Raw genomic sequence first — 19,744 nt, 5'->3', positions numbered from 1 at the left:
CGGCACTGCCGTTGCCGGCGGTCTACTTGGGCAGCCACGCCTTCCAGACGTCCTCGTTGGCCTTGGCCCAGGCCTCGGCCGCCTTGTCCGAACCCATCTTCTTGTCCGCGATCATCGCGGCGACCTCGTTCTGCTGGTCGTTGGTCCAGTTGAAGTTCTTCAGGAACTCGGCCGCCTTCTTGTTGTCCTTGGCGAAGTCGGCGCCAAGGAACTTCTGCAGCGGCGTGTTGGCGTAACCGCAGGCGACCTTCTCCGCGTCGGAGTCGCAGCCCTCCTTGTACTCGGGAAGCTTGACCTCGACCAGATCGAGCTGGGAGTTGAGCCACTGCGGCGTCCACCAGTAGCTGATGAACGGCTTCTTGGCCTTGTAGCTCTCCTTGATCTGGGTGATCTGCGCGGCCTCGGAACCGGCGTAGACCGTCTTGAGGTTCAGGTTCAGGTTCTTGATGATCGCGTCGTCGTTGGTGGTGTACGACGGTGAGCCCTCCAGCAGCTGGCCCTTGCTGCCGCTCTCGGCGGTCTCGAAGAGGCTCGCGTACTTGTTGAGGTTCTTGTAGTCGGTGATGTCCGGGTGCTCGTCCGCCAGGTACTTCGGTATGAACCAGCCGATGTGGCCGGTGACGCCGAGGTCGCCCGCCGAGACGACGGACTTCTTGCTGTCGACGTACAGCTCGACCTTCTTCGGCGCGCCGCCCCAGTCCTCCAGGATCGCGTCGGCCTTGCCGCTGTTGAGCGCGTCGAACGCGACCGACTCGTCGAGCTGGGTCAGCTTGACCTTCATGTCGAGCTCGTTCTCGAGGATGTACTTCGCGACGGCCGCGTTGGCCTCCGCGCCCACCCACGACGGTACGGCGATGGTGACCGAGTCGGAGCCGCCCGACGAAGAGGAGGAGTCGGTCTTGGCGGCGCCGCAGGCGCTCAGGCCGGTGACGCCCAGGACGACGGCGACGGCGGTGGCGGCGCGGAGGAGGTGCTTTCTGTTCTTCATGTGAGTGGGTCTCTCGTTTCGGACAGGCAGCTGTTCCTGCGGGAGCGGCGTGCCGGGATGGGTAGGTACGGGGGGCTGAGGTTGGGGCCGGTGCGGGCTAGTGCCTGCCCGTCCGCTGGGCCGGGCGCTGCGTGGTGCGGTCCAGGACCAGACCCAGCAGCACGATCGCGACACCCGCGGCGAGGCCGGTGCCGAGTTCGCTCTTCTGCAGGCCGTAGACGACGTCGTAGCCGAGCGCGCCCGAGCCGACGAAACCGCCGACGATGACCATGGCCAGCACCAGCACCACGCCTTGGTTGAGCGCGAGCATCAGCGCGGGCCGGGCCAGCGGCACCTGTACCTGGCGGATCTGCTGGAAGGTGGACGCGCCCATGGAACGGGCCGCCTCCAGCGTCGCGGCGTCGACCTGGCTCAGGCCCTGCACGGTGATCCGAACGACGGCAGGCAGCGCGTACAGCACGGCCGCGGCGACGGCGGCGGCGCGGCCCACGTTGAACAGGGCCACCACCGGGATCAGGTAGATGAACTGCGGCAGGGTCTGCATGGTGTCCAGGACCGGACGCAGCATGCGTTCCAGCAGCGGTACACGGGCCGCCGCCACGCCGATCAGGAAGCCGAGCACGAGCGTGACGACGACGCCCGCGATCGCCTGCGACATGGTGTCCAGGGAGTGGCCCCACACTCCGATGACGCCGACGCCGGCCATCGCCAGGGCCGCGGTGCACATGGCGCCCCAGCCGCCCGCGAGCAGGGCGAACCCGGCGGCCAGGAGGACCAGCAGCCACCACGGCATGCCGGTCAGGCCGTCCCGGAGCGGGTTGAGCAGCCAGGTGGTGAAGCCGTCCGCCCAGGTCCGGGTGCCGCCCAGCACGGGCACACCCTCGGCCAGGTGGCCGGTGAACCAGTCGACGGCGTCGTTGACGGGCGGGGCGATGTTCACCCCCCAGGCCTCGGGCCACTCGGCGATCAGCAGCTGCCACCCGACCACACTCAGTACGACACCCGAGGCGGCCGTCACGATCCAGGCCCGCCAGCCGTGCAGCCAGGAGGAACCGGCCGGAGCCGCGCCCTCGCCCAGCCGCTCACCGGCGACAGCGGTGGTGCGGTCCAGCCAGATGGCCAGCAGCACGATCGGGATGCCCGCGGCGAGCGCCCCGCCGACGTCGACGGTGGACAGTGCGCGGAAGACCTCCTCACCGAGGCCGCCGGCGCCGATCACGGAGGCGATGGTGACCATCGACAGCGCCATCATGATCGTCTGGTTCAGGCCGAGCAGGATCTCCTTGCGGGCCAACGGCAGCCGGGCGGTCAGCAGCAGCTGCGCCGGGCTCGTGCCCAGCGACTTCGCGGCCTCCATGACGGACGGGTCGGCGCCGCGCAGGCCGAGCGAGGTCAGCCGGGCCATCGGCGGGGCCGCGTAGATGATCGTCGCGATCAGCGCGGACGGTACGCCGATGTCGAACAGCAGCACCAGCGGCAGCAGGTACGCGAACGCCGGCATGATCTGCATGGTGTCCAGGACCGGTCGCAGGATGCGCTCGAAGCGGTCCGACAGGCCGGCGCCCAGGCCCAGCAGGGCACCGATCACGGCGGAGACGGCGACCGCGACCGCCATCAGGGCGAGGGTCTCCATGGTGGCCTGCCACATGCCGAGCACGCCGCAGACCGCGAAGGCGGCGAGCGTGACGCCCGCAAGCTTCAGCCCGCGCTTGTGGCGCAGGCCGCCGACCCGCCAGGACACCAGCACGGCGGCCACGATCACCGGGAACCAGCCGACGGTCTCCAGCAGGTCGGTCAGCCAGGTCACCGAGCTGTCGGACCAGTTGCTCAGGTGCAGCAGGAAGTAGAGGAACACCGGGTTGGTGTCCCGGTTGCTGATGACCCAGGTGTAGGCGTCGTCCAGGGGTGTCTTGACGTCGACGGTCAGATCCGACGGCCAGGCTCCGCTACCCCACAGGATGGCGGCCAGCGGTACCAGGACGACGGCCGCGACGCCCAGCGGCAGCAGGCGCCGTACGACCGGGTGGCGCAGCCGCGAGCGCGGCTCGGCCAGGACGGCTTCCTCGGCCGGTTCGACCGGCGTCGGCGGCGATGACGGGGTGACGACGGCACTCATGCGGTCCACCCCCGGGTGTGGGAGGCGTCCGCCGCGCCGATGTGGGCGGGTATCACGCGGCCACCTCCTCGCGATCCAGCCCGGCCACGAACCGCAGCAGCCCCGCGTTGTCGACCTGGCCCAGGCACCTGCCGTCCTGCGTCACGCAGGCGGCCCGGCCGGTGCGGGCGACGATCTCGATGGCGTCGGACACGACCGTGTCGGGGGTGAGGGCGCCGGGGTGCTCGGGGCCGCCGCAGTCGCCGGCGCGCATGGCGGTGCGCACGGTCATGACCTGCTCGCGTGGCACGTCCCGGACGAAGTCGCGGACGTAGTCGTCGGCGGGCGAGCCGACGATCTGCTCGGGGGTGCCGAGCTGCACGATCTTGCCGTCCCGCATCAGCGCGATGCGGTCGCCGACGCGCAGGGCCTCGCTGAGGTCGTGGGTGATGAAGACCATGGTGCGGCCCTCCTCGCGGTGCAGGCGGATGACCTCCTCCTGCATGTCCCGCCGGATCAGCGGGTCGAGCGCGCTGAACGGCTCGTCGAAGAGCAGCACTTCGGGATCGGGGGCCAGCGCCCTGGCGAGGCCCACGCGCTGCTGCTGGCCGCCGGAGAGCTGGCCGGGCCGACGCTGTTCCAGGCCGTCGAGGCCGACCTTGGCGACCATCTCGGCGGCCCGGGCGCGGCGCTGGTCCTTGGGCATGCCCTGGATCTCCAGGCCGTACGCCACGTTGTCCAGGACCGTGCGGTGCGGGAGCAGGCCGAAGTGCTGGAAGACCATCGCGGCGCGGTGCCGGCGCAGTTCGCGCAGGCGGGCCTTGTCCATGGCGCGCACGTCCTCGCCGTCGATGGCGATGCTGCCGGCCGTCGGCTCGATCAGCCGGGTCAGACAGCGCACGAGCGTGGACTTGCCGGAGCCGGACAGGCCCATGACGACGAAGACCTCGCCCTTGCGGACGTCGAAGGACACGTCACGCACGGCCGCGGTGCACCCGGTGCGGGTGCGCAGCTCGGCGGGCGTGAGCGCGGCCAGGTCCGGGTCGGCGGGGACGCGGTCCGCCTTGGGGCCGAAGACCTTCCACAGGCCCTCCACGGAGAAGACCGGCGCGGTCGGGGACTTACGGTTCTCGGGCGTCGCGGTGCTGGTTGTCGTACTCATCACGCCTCACCTCCAATCAGATCGACGGCCTTCTCCCCGACCATGAGCACCCCGATCATCGGGTTCACGGCGGTCATCGTCGGGAAGACGGAGGCGTCGGCGATACGGATTCCTTGCATGCCGCGGATCCGCAACTGCGGATCGACCACGGCGAGTTCGTCGTCGGCGGCGCCCATGCGGCAGGTGCCGGCCGGGTGGTACACGGTGTGCGCGACCTTGCGCGCGTACTCGCTCAGCTCCTCGTCGCCGGTGACGTCCGGGCCGGGGCACACCTCACGCTTCAGCCAGTTCGCCAGCGGTTCGGTCCTGGCGACCTCGCGGGCGATCTTGATCCCGTCGACGAGGGTGCGACCGTCGTAGTCGTCCTCGTCGGTGAAGTACCGGAAGTCCAGCGCGGGCTTCACGGACGGGTCGGCGCTGGTCAGGTACAGCCGGCCGCGGCTCTTCGGCTTGGGGATGTTCGGGGTCATGGACACCCCGAACTCCGGCCGCTCGTAGCCGAGGCGCTCCGGGTTGTCCGTGAAGGGGACCTGGTAGAAGTGGAACATCAGGTCCGGGCCCTGGTGTTCGGGGTCGCGGCGCACGAACAGGCCCGCGTCGGAGTCCATCGCGGAGTTCTCCGGGATGGGCCCATTGGTCTCCCAGACGATCACCGACTCGGGGTGGTCGAGGAGGTTCTCGCCGACGCCCGGCAGGTCGTGGACGACCGGGATGCCCAGCTCGGTGAGGTCCTCGCGGGGGCCGATGCCGGAGTGCAGCAGCAGGCGGGGCGAGTCGACGGCGCCCGCGCACAGGACGACCTCGCGCCGGGCGCGGACCAGGATCTCCTCGCCGTCCTTGGTGCGCACGTGGACGCCCTCGGCGCGGGTGCCGTTCAGCTCCAGCCTGTACGCCCAGGTCTCCAGCAGGATCGTGAGGTTCTCGCGCTCGTCCATCACCGGGTGCAGATACGCCACCGACGCCGAGGAGCGCTTGTTGTTCTCGGGGTGGTAGGCGAGGTCGAAGAAGCCGACGCCCTCGGTGAAGGGCTGCTTGTTGAAGCCCTCGACGCGCGGGACGCCGAGCACGTCCTGGGCGGCGTCGACGAAGTCACGGGCGATGGCGTTCCGGTCGTTCTCGTCGACCGGGACGATGTTGTTCTTGAGCCGGGCGTAGTACGCCTCCATCGGCACCGCGCCCCAGCCCTTGGCGCCCGCCTCCTCCCACTCGTCCCAGTCGGACGGCAGCGGCTTGAAGGCGATGAGGGTGTTGTGGCTCGAACACCCGCCCAGCACGCGGGCGCGGCTGTGCCGGATGTGCGAGTTGCCGCGGGGCTGCTCGGTGGTCGGGTAGTCGTAGTCCAGCTCGCCGCCGAGCAGGCCCATCCAGCGGCGCAGGGTCAGCACGTCGTCGCGGCCGACGTCGCTGGGGCCGCCCTCGATGACGGCGACGGTGATGTCGGGGTCCTCGGTGAGGCGGGAGGCGATGACGGAACCTGCGGTTCCGCCGCCTATGACGACGTAGTCGTACTCGTGGGTGTGCTCGGGCATGGGGTGGTACTCCAAGAGGGGTTGATCAGAGCTGACTTGAGGGGACGGGGGTCAGCCCGTGAACCAGCGGACCGGCTTCGGCGCGAGGTTCTGGTAGACGTGCTTGCTCTCGCGGTACTCGGCGAGTCCGGCGGGGCCCAGTTCACGGCCCACCCCGCTCTTGCCGAAGCCGCCCCACTCCGCCTGCGGGAGGTAGGGGTGGAAGTCGTTGATCCAGACGGTGCCGTGCCGCAGGCGGCCCGCGACCCGGCGGGCCCGGCCGGCGTCGGCGGTCCAGACGGCGCCCGCGAGGCCGTACTCGGTGTCGTTGGCCAGCGCGATCGCCTCGTCCTCGGTGCGGAAGGTCTCGACGGTGAGGACCGGGCCGAAGACCTCCTCGCGTACGACCTTCATCTCGCGGTGGCAGTGGTCGAGGACGGTCGGCTCGTAGAAGTAGCCGCTCTCCGGCCGCTCCGGGGACGGCTCGGGGCGCTTGCCGCCGGAGCGCAGCACCGCGCCTTCCTTGAGCGCGGATTCGACGTACGACTCGACCTTGGCGCGCTGCTGCTCGGAGACGAGCGGGCCGCACTCGACGCCGTCGGCGGTGCCGCGGCCGAGGCGGATCTTCTGGGCGCGGCGGGCGAGTTCGGTGACGAAGCGGTCCCGGACGGACTCCTCGACGATCAGGCGGGCGCCCGCCGAGCAGACCTGGCCGCTGTGGATGAACGCGGCGTTGAGGGCCTGGTCGACGGCGGTGTCGAAGGCCTCGTCGGTGGCGCAGGCGTCGGCGAAGACGACGTTGGGGTTCTTGCCGCCGAGTTCGAGGGCGACCTTCTTGACGGTGGGCGCGGCGGCCTGGGCGACCTTGGTGCCGCTGATCAGGCCGCCGGTGAAGGAGACGAGGTCGACGTGGGGGTGCTCGGAGAGCCGGGCGCCGACGGAGTGGCCGGGGCCGGTGACGATGTTGGCGACCCCGGCGGGCAGGCCCGCCTCGACGAGCAGGTCGATGAGCGCGACGGTCGTCAGCGGGGTGATCTCGCTGGGCTTGACGACGAAGGTGTTGCCGGCGGCGAGCGCGGGCGCGATCTTCCAGCTGGCCTGGAGGAGGGGGTAGTTCCAGGGGGTGATCAGCGCACACACGCCGACCGGCTCATGGACGACGACACTGTGGATGTCGGGCGAGCCGGCGTCGACGACCCGGCCGGGGGCCTCGGCGGCGACGAGGTCGGCGAAGTAGCGGAAGGCGTCGGCGACGCAGTCGATGTCGACGCGGCCCTCTTCGACGGTCTTGCCGGCGTCACGGGCCTCCAGCAGGCCGAGCGACTCGCGGTCGCGCACGAGCAGGTCGGCGACGCGGCGCAGCAGGGCGGCACGCTCGGCGACGGGCGTGCGGGGCCACTCTCCCTGGCCGCCGTCGAAGGCACGGCGGGCGGCCTCGACCGCCAGATCGGTGTCCTTCTCGTCACCCTCGGCGACCCGGACGAACGGTGTCGCGTCCGCGGGGTCGAGGATGTCGCGCGTCGCGCCGGAGACGGCCGCACGCCATTCCCCTCCCACGTGGATCGTGCCGCGCGTCTGGAGTTCCGTACTTTCCGCCATGATCGGTGTTGCCTTCCGTTCCTGTTCAGAGCCCCTGTGTCACACGTATGTCACCCATGGGACCGAGTGCGCCTGCCCCTCGGTTGCGGATGCATGCGCGATCCATGGCCGGAAGTGTGCTGTGTCACTGAACATGCGGGCAAACCAGACAAAACAGGAGTCGGAGGGGCTGGACCTGGACCGGACCTTTGACTAAAGTCAAAGAAATATGAAGCCAGTGTCGGCAGAACAGGTGACGGCCTTCCGTCGCTTCAACCGCTACTTCACGCGCCGCATCGGCGTACTGGACGACCACTACCTCGGCCAGGACCGCCCGCTGGGCGAGGCGCGGCTGCTGTTCGAGATCGGGGACGGGGTGTCCCTGCGTGAGCTCAGGAGCCGGCTCGGGCTGGACGCCGGGTATCTGAGCCGGATGGCCAAGGCGCTCCAGGCCCAGGGCATGGTCCGGCTCAGCACCCACTCCCAGGACAGCCGGCTGCGCATGATCGAGCTGACGCCGGCCGGACGGGTGGAGGTCAAGGAGCAGAACCGGCGGGCGAACGTGGTCGTCGCCGGGCTGCTCGACGGCCTCAGCGAACCGCAGCGCGCCGAGCTGACCGGGGCGCTGACCACCGCCCAGCGCCTGCTGCGCCTCGCCGGCATCACCGTCACCCTCGTCGACGGCGCCGCACCGGACGCCCTGGCCTGCCTGGACGCCTACGCGGCCGACCTCGACGAGCGGTTCCCGGAGGGGTTCGACAAGGACGACCTCGTCCGGCCCGAGGAGGTGTCCGGCGACGCCGGCGCGTTCTTCGTCGCGTACGAGGAGGGCCGCCCGGTGGGCTGCGGCGCGCTCCGGCGCCTGGAACCCGGCGTCGGCGAGATCCGCCACGTCTGGGTGTCCCCCACCGCCCGCCGCCTCGGCCTCGCCCGCCGCCTGCTGGCAGCCCTCGAACAGGAGGCCACCACCCGCCACTTGACCGTCGTACGCCTCGACACCCACGCCGCACTCACCGAGGCACAGGCGATGTACCGGGCGAGCGGATACACGGCGATCCCGGCGTACGACGACAATGTCTACGCCAGCCACTGGTTCGAGAAGCGACTGACCGGCTGAGCGGCGCCCGTCCGGCCGACGGGCGTGGCCCAGCGCCTAGGCTCGCCGCATGACCCACGGCACCCGCCTTCGCGCCCTCCTCGACACCGGACTCATGGACCGCCTCGACGCATCCGACAAGCGGGTCCTGGAGCGGCGCGCCGACCTCGCCGGTGCGGGTGACGAGGCATCACCGGTGGATCCCCGGGGCTGGTGGTACGCGGTGCCCGCGGACGCATACGAGGGCGTCTTCGAGGTGTTGGGGCTGCATGACCGCTTCCCCTGCACCCTGACGGAAGGCGCCGATGTGGAGGACCTGCGGCACAGGCGGGGCGCGCTGCCCGTGTTCATCACCCCCGAACTGGACGGGTGGCGGCTCGTGTTCGGGAATCTCGACAGCGTCGTGGGGGTGGACTGGGACGACTGGATGGGGACCGTGGAACGCCTCAGTGCGCGCTGCGGCCGGGCCCAGATGTTCTTCATGGACGGCGCCGGCGGGTCGGACATCTGGGTGGTCGCCGAGCAGGGAAGCATCCGTCGTCGCTACCCGGCCGAGAGTGACCCGGAGTGGATCGGCACGCCCTTGCCCTGGGAGGAACCGGGCGCCGACGACGAGGATTTCGACGGGGACGGGCCCGGCGTCGAGGGGACCGCGGGAGCCGCGGAGGCCTGCGGTGCGCTCTCCGTCGACCCTGCGGAGATCGGCGCCGGGACCCGCGTGCGCGGGCACGGGTGGCTCGCGCTCAGCGCGCCGGGGATCGGGCACGAGGAGCTCGGCTTGCTGGTCTAGCCGGCACCCGTTCAAGGCTGCCGGCCGGCCTCCTCAGCTGAACATCCACGCCACCACGATGATCGTGCTGATGACGCAGAACGCGACACCTCCTCCGAGCAGGCAGCCCGCGCCGCCGATGCGGCTGGTCATCCTTGCCCTGAGCGAACTCGGCGGGTGGTCCGCAGGCTGTGGGAGTGGGGCGAGAGGGGGTGGGACCGTGGTGCGGGGTGTCTGGGGTGGTGGCGCAGTGGACTGCGGTGGGCGGTTGACCCGGATCAGCGCGTTCGCCAGGAGTTGGCCCCATACGGCCGGCGGCAGGTCGGGGACGCGGCCGTTCGGGGGTTCGATGATGCTCTGCCGGAGCCAGTTGCCCGTGGTGGGGTGGGGGTCGCGGCTCAAGCGGTAGAGCAGTTCCTGGAGCTGGCGCAGATGCCGCTCGTCGCGGGCCATCGGGGCGACGGCCCAGGTGAAGAGGTGGGCCGCCCGGGAGGCCCGGTCCGCTCCCGATCTGCCTTCCGCGCCCGTTCCGTGCGGCGTGAAGTACAGGTCGTTTCGCAGCACTTCGGCGCACACGGCGTGCCGCATCTCCAGGGGGCGCGCATGCGTCCGGTGGGATTCTCCCAGCACGTCCAGCAGCAACTCGACGGTCTCCACGGGGAGTTCACCCGTGCGCAGCTCCTGCAGCAGCACCTCGTCGGACTGCCTGCGCAACTCCGCCAGCACCACGCTCTGCCCCATGACGTCACCCCGCCGGTGACCGCGCAGGTTCTGGTGCAGGGCGCGCGCGTCATGGCCGTTCGGGGTGGGAGCGGGCTGCTGGGAGGGCTGTGGCGGGGCGGCGGGAGGGGGAGGCGGTGGCGGCGCCATGGGTGCCGAGTTCGCGCGCGGCTGCGGATACTGCTCCGCGCGCGGCTCGGCGTACGCGGCCGGGTTCGGCTCCGCCGTGACCGCCGCGCGGGCCGGCTCCCCGGCGAGGTCCCACTCCCGGTCCCGGGCCGGTTCGGGCTCGCGTTCCTGGTCCCGTACGGAGGCCGGGATCCTCGTGCCGCCCGGCGGCGTGCGGTCCGTGCCGAGGATCTGTTGGAGCCGGGCGCGGCGCCGCTCCCAGTCCAAGGTCGCTCCGCCGGCGAGCTCCTCGACCAGCTGCGGCACTCCGGGACGCGCCTGCCGATGGGCGAGGAGGTGCCTGACCAGCTGGGCCGCCGCCCGGTGCTCGAAGCGGGGCTTGGTCTGGCGCCGGCCCATGACCCTGGCCAGCGGACCGGAACCGCCCGTGTCCGGCTCCCAGCGCGGCACGGCCATCAGCCGCAGGGGATGGGTGTCGGCGGTGTCGCAGGTGGCGAACGTCCACTCCTGCCCCAGCCAGTCCCCGAACAGCAGGAACAGCCCGAGATAGACCACCGGCACCGCGTCCCGGTCGGGCCAGTCGCGCGGGGTCTCGTCCTCCAGGAGCAGCGACACCCGCTGCGTCGGATCGCGCAGCAACTCCGCGGTGGCGAGGATCAGCGCGTGCTCGACCTTCGGCAGCCGCTCCAGCATGCCCGGCAGCCGGCCGAACGCCAGCTCGTCGAGGTACGTGCCGTCGAACTCGGGCAGCTGCCCGGACGCCTGCTCGGCCTTCTCCTGCCTGCGCCAGCCACCGTCGGCGAGCCCGAGGCACTGACGCACCTTCAGGCTGCCGCGGTCGCCGACCAGGACATGGCTGACGGTGCTGGGCCGCCCGCCCCGGTCGGTGGTGGGCCAGCGCTGCACGAGCAGGACGTCGCCGTCGCCGGACAGCGTCCGCACCACGCTCGGCCGGGCGGCCGCCGCACCGGACACCCACAGCAACGGGCCCAGCTCCCGGCCGAGTTCCTCGGCCCGCTCGGCGTCGCAGGAGTGCGCGACCGCGTTCATGCCGGTGCCCTGACGGCCGTGGTTGCCGTCCCAGCGGTAGACGACCTGCTCCACCGAGCCCCGGTCCTGGAAGTCGTTCACTGTTGTTCCCCTCCCTCGGACCCCTCGGGCTCCTCGGGCCCTTCCGTCCTCTCGAATGTCTCGGCCTGCGCGGCTTCGCCCCACGGCACCGCCTCCAGCGCGGGCGCCTCCCCCACCGCCAACGCCTCACCGCCGCCGGGCAGTTGAATCAGCCCGTGCATGGCGAAGAGCGCCAGCAGCGGCTCCAGTACGCGCCGGGGTCCGGCCCCCGCCGGATAGCGGCCGTGGTCCTCCTGGCCGCCGGTGGCCGACGCGATGTGCAGGGTGCACCGGCGGATCGCGTCGAAGGGGCGCAGCCACGCCTGGCCCGCGTGCCGGCGCAGCAGCCCGTAGAGGTCGCGGCTCTCCTCGCGCATCAGCGCCGGGTCCAGCGAGGTCGCCGGCGTCCGGGTCAGCCACCGGTCGACGGGCGGCTGGAACCTGAGGAGGTCGGCCTTGCCGAGCACCATCGCGGCCGGCACGTCCACGTACCCGCCGTTCTTCGGCAGCCGGTCCAGGACCGTGCCGAAGGCGAGGTCGCCGTCCCGGTTCACCTCCACGCCCCAGCGTTCCCTGGCGTGGTCCAGCTGCGGCAACGGCAGGGCCAGCGCCGGGTCGACGACGAAGACCAGGGCGTCGACACCGAGCAGGAACCTGAGCGCGGCGTCGGTGCGGACCAGGTCCTCGCCGCCGAGGTCGAAGAAGGCGACCGGGCGCACCTGCCCCCGTGCGTCGGTGATCAGCAGGGACTCCACGAAGCGGGCGAAGTCGTCCATGCCCAGGGCCGCGGTGTGGTCCAGCACCTTGCCGTTGCGCAGCGGCTGCACCCGGTCCCGTACGAAGCGGGCGTGCTGCTCGGGGTTGACGGACTGCCACTTCAGGCCGAACGGCTCCAGTCCGCCGTCGGTGATCGCCGCGATCATCTGGGTCAGCAGATGGCTCTTGCCGGTGGAGGACTGGCCGACCATCGCGACGGTCAGCGGGCGGCCGTACGTCAGATAGGGCACCGGGATGTAGTGCGCGGGGAACTCCGGGTCCGCGGTGCACTTCTGGACGGCGCCGCGCATGATGTCGTTACGGCGCACCGGGTTGTTGATGCCCTTGAGGTCCAGCGGCTTGTACTGCATCCGGCTGTCGGTGACGAACAGTTTGGTGAGGTCGAGCCGGATGGACTCCAGGCAGTACGGGCACAGCACCTCGGCGCCGGACTGCTCGGCGTCCGAACCGCCGCGGGGCCGGGCGGCGGGTGCCTGCCGTTTGAGGCGCAGCGCCTCCTCGAAGGCCTCGTGGTGCGGGCGGGTCTCGTCGGGAGGCACCGCGAGCCGGACGCGGCGGGCGGCACCCGGCGCGACGAGGTCGAGCACCTGAGCGGGCGTCGGCCGGTCGGCCGCCATCGGGGCGAAGGCGTCCCGCAGCGTCCGGTCCAGCTTGCGGTGATCGCCGAGGTCGCCGGGCGGCCGGTCGGCGGGGCCGGGCCGCCCGGTCGCCAGCCGGTAGAGCACCTGGGCGGCGCTCCACACCGCGTCCCGGGGGTCGGCGAGACCGTCGCCGCCGCGCTGTTCGGGCGGGCAGAAGGGCGAGCGGCCCCACGGGCGCCTCGGCCGGCCGATCCGGGTCACCGACTCCAGCCCCCACAGCTGGACCTTCGCCCCGTCCCAGAGCACGGTGGCGGGCGAGATGCCGCGCGGCACCAGGCCCTGTCCCTCCAGCAGGCACAGGGCCAGCATCAGATCCCGGGTGAAGATCTCCTGGTCGGCCGCGCCCATCACATGGATCCGCGAAACGGCCGTACCGCGCGGCGGGTCGTACAGCAGGTACGGCTCGGCCGTGTCCAGCTCGTGGCCGACCAGCCGCGGGAAGAGCGCCGCGTACTCCGTGTCGCCGAGCACCTGGTGCAGTTGCACGGCGGCGCCGGCCTCGGTGTCCAGCAGGGCGCGTGCCGCCGGGTTCGCCGCGTCCTTGGCGCTCAGCCGTACCTGGACGCACTGCTGGCCCTCGTCGTCGAGCACGGCCTTGCGCAGCAGTTGGGGCAGCAGCCGGTCGCGCCGGAACTCGCGGCCGACCCGTACCGGGGTGACGCGCCTGCGCCCCGACGGCACGGTGAACGCGAGCTTGTCCGGAGGCGGCCCGCCCGGCCCCGGCGGACGGGAATGCGTGGTGCTGGTCACCGGCGGTCCTTTCGTTGGTACATGTGCACCGGGCCGTACGGGTACGTGCCCGGCGGTCCGGGATGCGAGCTGCCGATCACCAGCGATCCCCGTCCCCTCGGCCGTGGCCCTCGCCGCCCTCCGCGTGGTCGTACGGGTTCGTCGGCTCACCCACATCGGCCCTGTCATAGGAGTCGTACGCATCCGTCGTCCCGTCGGGTCCCGAGCCGTGCCGGGCCCGGACCGTGTGGACCACGCCCATCCGCAGCGGGGTGAGCCGGACCAGCCCGGCGTAGCGGCCCGAGGACGTCCACAGGACCTCCTCCGGGTGCACCGAACCGCTCGCCCGCCAGGACTTCTCGACCTCGTCGCGTACGGCCCTCGGGGCGAACCTGAGCCAGGTCGCGGCGGCCGGGTCGCGGCTGAGCAGCGTGCCCTGCTCGGGTGTGGACAGCTGCACCACCGCCTGCCGGTCGGCGTCCGCGCCGACCAGTTCGGCCAGCCCGTACGGGTCGGTGCCGAGCAGGTTCGCCGAGGTGGCCCGGATGCGGCGCGGGGCGGCGAACGGGGGCGGGGCCAGCACCCCGTTGTGCTGGAGGTGATGGCGAGCCGTGGACAGCAGCTCGCGGACCCGCTCCTCGGTGCGCCGCACGGCACGCGCGCCGGCCTGGCCGCGCTCGACGGCGCCCCAGTAGTGCTTCATGGCCTCCAGGGCGGCGTCCGTCAGATCGGCGGACAGGGTGGCGACCAGCTCCGGACCGCCCTCACCGCTCTCCCGCTCCAGCCAGCGCGGCACGTCCTTGGGACGGCTCCCCCAAGGGTTCCCGGAGCTGCTCCCCTGGTCCCTGTCCCCGTCCCTCTCCCGGTCCTTGTCCTCCCCGGCCTCGTCCCACTGCTCCCCGTCCTCCCAGGCGTACACGCTCGCCCAGTCGCCGTCCCCGTCGTCGGAGCCGGCGTACTCGTCGTCCGGCTCCAGGTCGGGGTCGCTGGAGAGCCAGTCGTCGTCGAGGTGCGGGCCGGCACCGGACGCACCGGATCCGCCGGACGCACCGGTGGCCGCGAGCCGCGCCGGCTCGGGCACCGCCTCCGCCTCCGCCGCGGCCGCCGTCGCCCGCAGCATCCCGGCGACGGAACGGGCGGCGTCGGCGCAGTACAGACGCTCCTCGACGGCCCAGTGCTCGCGGACCGCCTCGGCGAGGAGGCCGTCCAGACCCTCAAGTGCCTGACGCACCACGGCGGTTGTGTGAGCCGGGGCCCAGGCCGCGGCCGCCGCGCGCCAGAGCCGGCGTACGGTCTCCACCGCGATCCCGAGACCGACCAGCAGGCCGATCGTGCCCATCCAGACCGGGGAGTCGGTCGCGTACCCCACGCCCGCGCCGGCCGCGGTGCCGCAGAACGCCGCGACTCTCGGCGCCACGGCCCAGCGGCCCGGGCGCCCGGCGCCCCGCAGCCGGGCCGACCCGAGCGCCGCCATGCCGACGAACAGCAGCGGCACGAGGACCGCGAGGGCGAGGAACGGCCCCGACCACAGCGCGCCGAGCAGCCCCGCCCCGGCCGCCGCCAGCGGTCCGGCCACCGGCAGCCCGGGCACCTCGGTACCCGCCGCGCCCGTCGTCTGCCGGGCCACGGCCTCGGCGGAGTGCGGGGCGAGCTTCGGCAGCAGCGCCGAGCCCGGCAGCGGCTCGACCCGGCCGGCGAGACCGGTGAAACGCTGGGCCACCGACCGCAGGGCGAGCCCCTGCCCCAGCAGTTTCAGGGCGAACTCCCGCAGCCCCTCGCCGATCCGCTCCCCCATGCCCTCGGCCGACGGCACCCGCAGCCCGAGGGCCGCCAGCCGGGTGGTCGACTCGGCGGCGGACGGTGCCGTGCCGCCGCCGCTGCGCAGGGCCGTGGCGACGAGGTCCCGGTAGTTGTCGAGCGCCTTGCGCGCCTGGTCGACCTCCGCCTCGAACGTCTCCCGGCGCGACGCCCGCAGCAGACCGGGGAGGGCCCGCAGCCCGGCCAGCGCGTCGTCGGCGTAGTCGAGGGCGTCCGCGCAGGCGCGGAAGGCGTCGTCGGCGATGCCGCCGGGTTCCCGGTGCCCCAGGTCCCGGCCGCCGCGTCCGGCCACAAGACCGCGCAGCGGCTCCGGCAGATCGGCTCCGGAGGAGGCCGTCAGCACCACGTCCGGCGCCAGGTCGTCGTCCGCTCCGGCGAACCGGGTGAGCGCGTCGCGCCAGGCCCGGTCGCGCACCTCCGGCGGCAGGTCCTGCTCCAGCAGCCGTACGCCGGGCGCGGCGACGGCCTCGGGCAGCGCCTGGAGGCTCTCCAGCACGCTGAGATAGACGTCCGGCACCGACAGCACATCCACCAGGATCGACAGCGCGTCCGGGTCGTCGGCCGCGGGCTGCTCCAGCGCGGTGCGCGCCGAGCGCAGATCGCCGGCCCACAGCAGCCCGCTGCCCGAGGCCCGCAGCACCGAGGGGCGCAGCAGCCGGCGGTCGGGCTGGAAGCCGCCCTCCTCGCCGGCGAACGAGCCCGGTGCGCTGCCCACGAGCAGGACGAGCAGCCTGACCTCGCCCACCGCCCGGTATCCGGTGAGCAGTTCGTACTGCGTCTGGTGGTCGTTGAGCCCGGCGGGGGTGTCGACCACCAGGAACAGCGGGTCGTCCGGTTCCGGCAGCCCGGCCCGGCCCAGCTCCTGGGCGACCCTGTCCCGCAGGGCCGACGGACTGTGCAGCGCCGCCGCCCCGGCACGCAGGTCCAGGCGGATGACGGTGCGGAAGGCCTGAGGCACGCTCACTGCGCGTCACCGTCCCAGGGGTTGCTGCGGCCGGAGTCGCCGGGCCGGTCCTCGTCGCCCCAGGGGCTGCCGCGGCGCGGGTCGCCGGGCTCGTCGTCGTCCCAGGGAGCCCGCCGCCGGCCGTCCTGGGCGTCCGCGCCCCGGCGCTCGCCCAGGTCGGGGTCGGCGTAGTCGTCGTGCCGGCGCTCGCCGCCCGGCCTGCCGTAGTCGTCGGGGTCGTCGTGCCGGCCGCCCGGGCGGGGGCCGGTCCCGGCGTCGCGGCGGGTGCCCCAGCCGTCGCGGCTCTCCCGTTCCGCGTCGCCGCGTTCGTCGCCGTAGGGCCGCTCGGAGTCGTACGGCCTGCCTTCGCCGTACGGCTTGTCGTAGTCGTCGTCGCGGCCCCGGCCGCGCGGCGCGACCGGAGCGGTGCCCCAGTCGTCGTCGTCCGGTGCCGGGCGCCGGGGTGCCGCATAGTCCTCGCGGGTGCGGGGGTCGGCCGGTGTGCCGCCGCGGACGTGTTCCAGCAGGGTGCGCAGCGTCGGCTGCACGGCGCGCTGGTCGCCGAACTCGGTGTCCAGCGCCGCGGGCAGGGTCTCCGCCCAGAACTCCCACAGCGGGCGTACCCAGCCCTCGACCCGCTCGCCGCCCCGCTCCCGGCGCTCCGCCAGCAGCTCCAGCTGGCGCGGGGCGACCTTCTCGACCAGGTCGACGAAGAGGGGATGCGGTTCGCTGCCGGCCCGGGCCAGGCCCACCGGCTGAGCCCCCATCAGCTCACGGCAGTAGTCCTCGACGATCCGCTCGTCGTCCAGGACCGTCCAGCGCTCGTACGACCGCATCAGTTCGGCCCAGCTGGACACCCCGCCGGGGAAGTCCCCGAGGCGCAGCCGCACGCCCGGGACCTGGGTGCCCTTCTCGGGGTGCAGCCGCAGCCGGATCCGGTCCGGCGAGGACGGGTCGCCGTCGACGACGTCCACCTGGCCGTTCCACATGCAGCACAGCAGGCGGTGCAGGATGACGCGGCGGTCCTCCTCGCTGCTGACCATCCAGCTGTCCCGGTAACCGAGCCGCTGCCGCCACCGCAGCACGTCCTGGGCCTGCTCGGAGTCCTTGGCCCGGGCCCACTGGCGCAGCACCTTGCGGGCCTCGGGCACCTGGGTGAGGCTCATCTCGCTGCGGAAGAGGACGACGGTGATCGAGTCGCTCTCCACACCCCGGTACTCCACGGAGTTCTTCGCGTCGGAGGGCAGCCGCAGCGTCTTGCCGAGGAACTCCTGGACCTCCTCCACGGCCTGCACCCGCGGATAGGTCACCAGGACCCGCAGCAGCCCGGTGCCCTCGGGGGTGAACCCGACCGGCAGCAGCCCGGCGAGCTTGCGCCCGAACAGGTCGAGTGCCTCCTTGCTGACCTGGTCCTTGGCATCCGCGTCGCCGGCCGCCGCGGCCAGCAGCGTGCCCATGGACGGCAGCAGCGGCCGCTCCTCCAGATGGGCGCCGCTCTCGGCGAACAGCCGGGTGATCCGGGCCTCCAGCTGCCCCTTGACCCGGGCCACCGAGCCCTCGGGGTCGCGCCGGCTGAGCCCGTGGACCTGCCGCCAGGTGTCGCCGTCGACCAGCTTGAGCAGCAGCGCCGCCTCGTCGTCGTTCTCGCGCAGGCCCTCCCGGCGGATCAGCCGGGAGACGACGTCCTCGTAGAAGTGGTTGAGGGTGCGCTGCGGCGGCAGCAGATACGAGATGCCGGTGCGGTCCTCGTAGAGTTCGAGGCCCTTCTGCTGGGCGGTCTTACGCTCCTGGTCGCTGTGCCGGCGGAAGGCGCTCACCAGTCGGCCGAGGTCGGTGCCGGCCGCGTCGGACTGGGGCTGCCAGTGCATCTGCTGCTCGCGCCAGGCCTCGTGCCACACCTGCCGGCAGCGCCACTGGTACCAGAGGTTCTGCTCCTCGATGGCGGCCTGCACGTCGTCGTCGCCCCAGCGGGCCGGCGCCAGGCCCCCCAACTGGCCCTTGATCCGGGGGATCTTGGGCGGCTGCTCGGTCACCCCGGACGGGCGCTGCGGGGTGCGGGCGCGGTGGTCCAGCATGCCGAGGAAGCCGAGCCGGGCGATGGGTTCCTCGCTGTCCGGGACGCCCCTGACGACGCGTTCGGCGAGGAAGGGGTCCACGGTCTGGAGCAGCTTGTCGATGGCGGGGCGGGGGGCGAACCGGTCGGCCATCGAGATGGCCGCGCGCTCCGCCTCGGCCCGCAGGTCGGTCAGCAGCCGCTGCATGTCCCCGATGCGTTCGCCGAGCGCCTGCTCGATATTCCTGCCGCCGCGCGGCAGCGGATCGGGCTCGGGCACCGGCAACTGCCGTCGTTCCCACAGCTCTTCCAGGTGGGAGTCGGCGAACAGCTGCCGGATCATCGGCACCGCCTCGTCCCGCTGCGCCGCCCGCGGCTGCTCCACGAGGTCCGTGACCGCGAGCCGCAGCAGCCGCCCGGCCACCAGGTCGGCCATCTGCTCCATGGGGGCGGTCATGGAGGCGACGAGGCTGGTCGACACGCCCTGCCGCCCGATGCCGGTCGGGGAGACGGCGCTGCGTTGCACGCCCCGGTTGATGAAGCTCGCCGCGAAGGTCGTGAAGTCGTCGTCGGCGGCCAGCTTCCGGCCCCGGGCCCGGCCATCGCCCAGCTCGGTGCCGATCAGCGACATCACCAGGGAGACGATGGAGCGGCGCAGGTCGTCGGCGCGGATGCCGGCGGTGGGGCTGAACAGGAACGCGGTGGGCAGGATGCCGGTGCGCAGCCGGATCGGGATCGTGCCCGGGTAGCGGATGCCGCCCCCGGGCTCCTGGTCGAGATCGCCGATCTCGGCGCCCTCCGACGGCGCGTTCTGCGTGTCCACCAGCCGGAACAGGTCGACCAGGGAGCGGGCCGCGTTCAGTTCGGCCTCGCGCCCGCCGCCGGTCGCGGCGGAGAACGACGACGGCATGACGACCAGCGGGTAGATCTTCACGCCGTCGAAGCGGCGCAGCTGGAAGGCGTGGTTGATGAGGTGCAGATAGTCGAGGAAGATGCCCGCTCCGGTGCCGCCGGCCACCGAGAAGGCGACGAACACGTCACAGCCGTTGACCTTGCCGCCGCCGAGTTCGCTCAGCTCGCCGGCCGACTTGGCGATCGCGTCGATCGCCTGGAGCAGCGGTTCCAGGACCGGGCCGAGGCCGTGCCGGAGCGTGGCGAACAGGGCCGCCCGGCCGACGGTCGGCAGCTGCCCGGCGCCGGCGTGCAGCGGGGTGACCTTCGGCTCGTCGACGCGCGGCGGCAGCCAGTCGGCGACCTCGTCGCGCAGCACCGCCCGGAGCATCTTGGTCACTTCCGGGGAGGCGTCGAAGTTCGGCAGCAGGTTGTGGGTGGCCCGCGAGGTGCGGGCGTACGCGGCCCGCAGGGACGGGTCCACGTTGAACTGCGGCAGCCGCTGGAGGTCGCTCTCGCTGTAGTCGGCGTACACGAACTGGAGGCAGTCGGGCAGCTGGAACGGGGCGTGGCCGCTGTTCCGGCTCAGCGCCATGCCGTCGGGTCCGCACAGTTCGGCGCGCAGTCTGCGTTCCAGCTCGGCACCGACCAGTCCGCCGGTGCCGCCCAGGCCGACGAACATCATCGGCTGGAAGATCTTCATGGTTTCCTCCCCGCTGTACGGCCGGCGGGCGGCC

Annotated in this window: 11 protein-coding genes; 2 read left to right on the top strand and 9 right to left on the bottom strand. The window is 72.7% G+C overall.

What is annotated here, in order from left to right; genetic code table 11:
• Window positions 1-22: 22 nt before the first annotated feature.
• From OG254_RS30080 to OG254_RS30060, 5 genes are all read right to left on the bottom strand, one after another.
• Complete coding sequence (locus OG254_RS30080; RefSeq protein WP_405587747.1) at window positions 23-988, bottom strand: ABC transporter substrate-binding protein; 966 nt, start codon at window positions 986-988, stop codon at window positions 23-25.
• A 97-nt stretch (window positions 989-1,085) separates the two neighbouring features.
• Window positions 1,086-3,104 (bottom strand): ABC transporter permease, encoded by a 2,019-nt coding sequence (locus OG254_RS30075; RefSeq protein ID WP_405587744.1) that lies wholly within the window; start codon window positions 3,102-3,104, stop codon window positions 1,086-1,088.
• A gap of 52 nt (window positions 3,105-3,156) precedes the next feature.
• Window positions 3,157-4,245 (bottom strand): glycine betaine/L-proline ABC transporter ATP-binding protein, encoded by a 1,089-nt coding sequence (locus OG254_RS30070; RefSeq protein WP_405587741.1) that lies wholly within the window; start codon window positions 4,243-4,245, stop codon window positions 3,157-3,159.
• Window positions 4,245-5,774, bottom strand: a complete 1,530-nt coding sequence (locus OG254_RS30065; protein ID WP_405587738.1) for a GMC family oxidoreductase — start codon at window positions 5,772-5,774, stop codon at window positions 4,245-4,247. Before OG254_RS30065 ends, OG254_RS30070 begins: the two co-directional genes overlap by 1 nt.
• A gap of 51 nt (window positions 5,775-5,825) precedes the next feature.
• Window positions 5,826-7,352, bottom strand: a complete 1,527-nt coding sequence (locus tag OG254_RS30060; protein ID WP_405587735.1) for an aldehyde dehydrogenase family protein — start codon at window positions 7,350-7,352, stop codon at window positions 5,826-5,828.
• A 208-nt stretch (window positions 7,353-7,560) separates the two neighbouring features.
• On the opposite strand from OG254_RS30060, the gene OG254_RS30055 reads away from it, so the two are divergent.
• Window positions 7,561-8,448, top strand: coding sequence for a GNAT family N-acetyltransferase (locus OG254_RS30055; RefSeq protein WP_405587732.1), 888 nt, complete (start codon window positions 7,561-7,563; stop codon window positions 8,446-8,448).
• Between the two features lie 49 nt (window positions 8,449-8,497).
• Window positions 8,498-9,217 carry a hypothetical protein gene (locus tag OG254_RS30050; RefSeq protein WP_405587729.1) on the top strand — a complete coding sequence of 240 codons (720 nt, stop codon included), beginning with the start codon at window positions 8,498-8,500 and terminating at the stop codon, window positions 9,215-9,217.
• A 33-nt stretch (window positions 9,218-9,250) separates the two neighbouring features.
• On the opposite strand, the gene OG254_RS30045 is transcribed toward OG254_RS30050, so the two are convergent.
• The 4 genes from OG254_RS30045 to OG254_RS30030 all read right to left on the bottom strand — a co-directional run bounded on the left by OG254_RS30045 (window position 9,251) and on the right by OG254_RS30030 (window position 19,710).
• Complete coding sequence (locus tag OG254_RS30045; RefSeq protein ID WP_405587727.1) at window positions 9,251-11,176, bottom strand: hypothetical protein; 1,926 nt, start codon at window positions 11,174-11,176, stop codon at window positions 9,251-9,253.
• Window positions 11,173-13,323: a hypothetical protein gene (locus tag OG254_RS30040; RefSeq protein WP_405587724.1), complete on the bottom strand. Its 2,151-nt coding sequence runs from the start codon at window positions 13,321-13,323 to the stop codon at window positions 11,173-11,175. Before OG254_RS30040 ends, OG254_RS30045 begins: the two co-directional genes overlap by 4 nt.
• Before the next feature lie 76 nt (window positions 13,324-13,399).
• Window positions 13,400-16,084 carry a hypothetical protein gene (locus OG254_RS30035; RefSeq protein ID WP_405587721.1) on the bottom strand — a complete coding sequence of 895 codons (2,685 nt, stop codon included), beginning with the start codon at window positions 16,082-16,084 and terminating at the stop codon, window positions 13,400-13,402.
• Window positions 16,081-19,710, bottom strand: coding sequence for a tubulin-like doman-containing protein (locus OG254_RS30030; protein ID WP_405587718.1), 3,630 nt, complete (start codon window positions 19,708-19,710; stop codon window positions 16,081-16,083). Before OG254_RS30030 ends, OG254_RS30035 begins: the two co-directional genes overlap by 4 nt.
• Between the last annotated feature and the right edge of the window lie 34 nt (window positions 19,711-19,744).

Origin of the sequence: Streptomyces sp. NBC_01092 (assembly GCF_045039535.1) — a bacterium.
Taxonomy (GTDB): Bacteria; Actinomycetota; Actinomycetes; order Streptomycetales; family Streptomycetaceae; genus Streptomyces.
The sequence above is the reverse complement of the archived record's forward strand: the minus strand, read 5'-3'. Positions and strand labels throughout refer to the sequence as shown.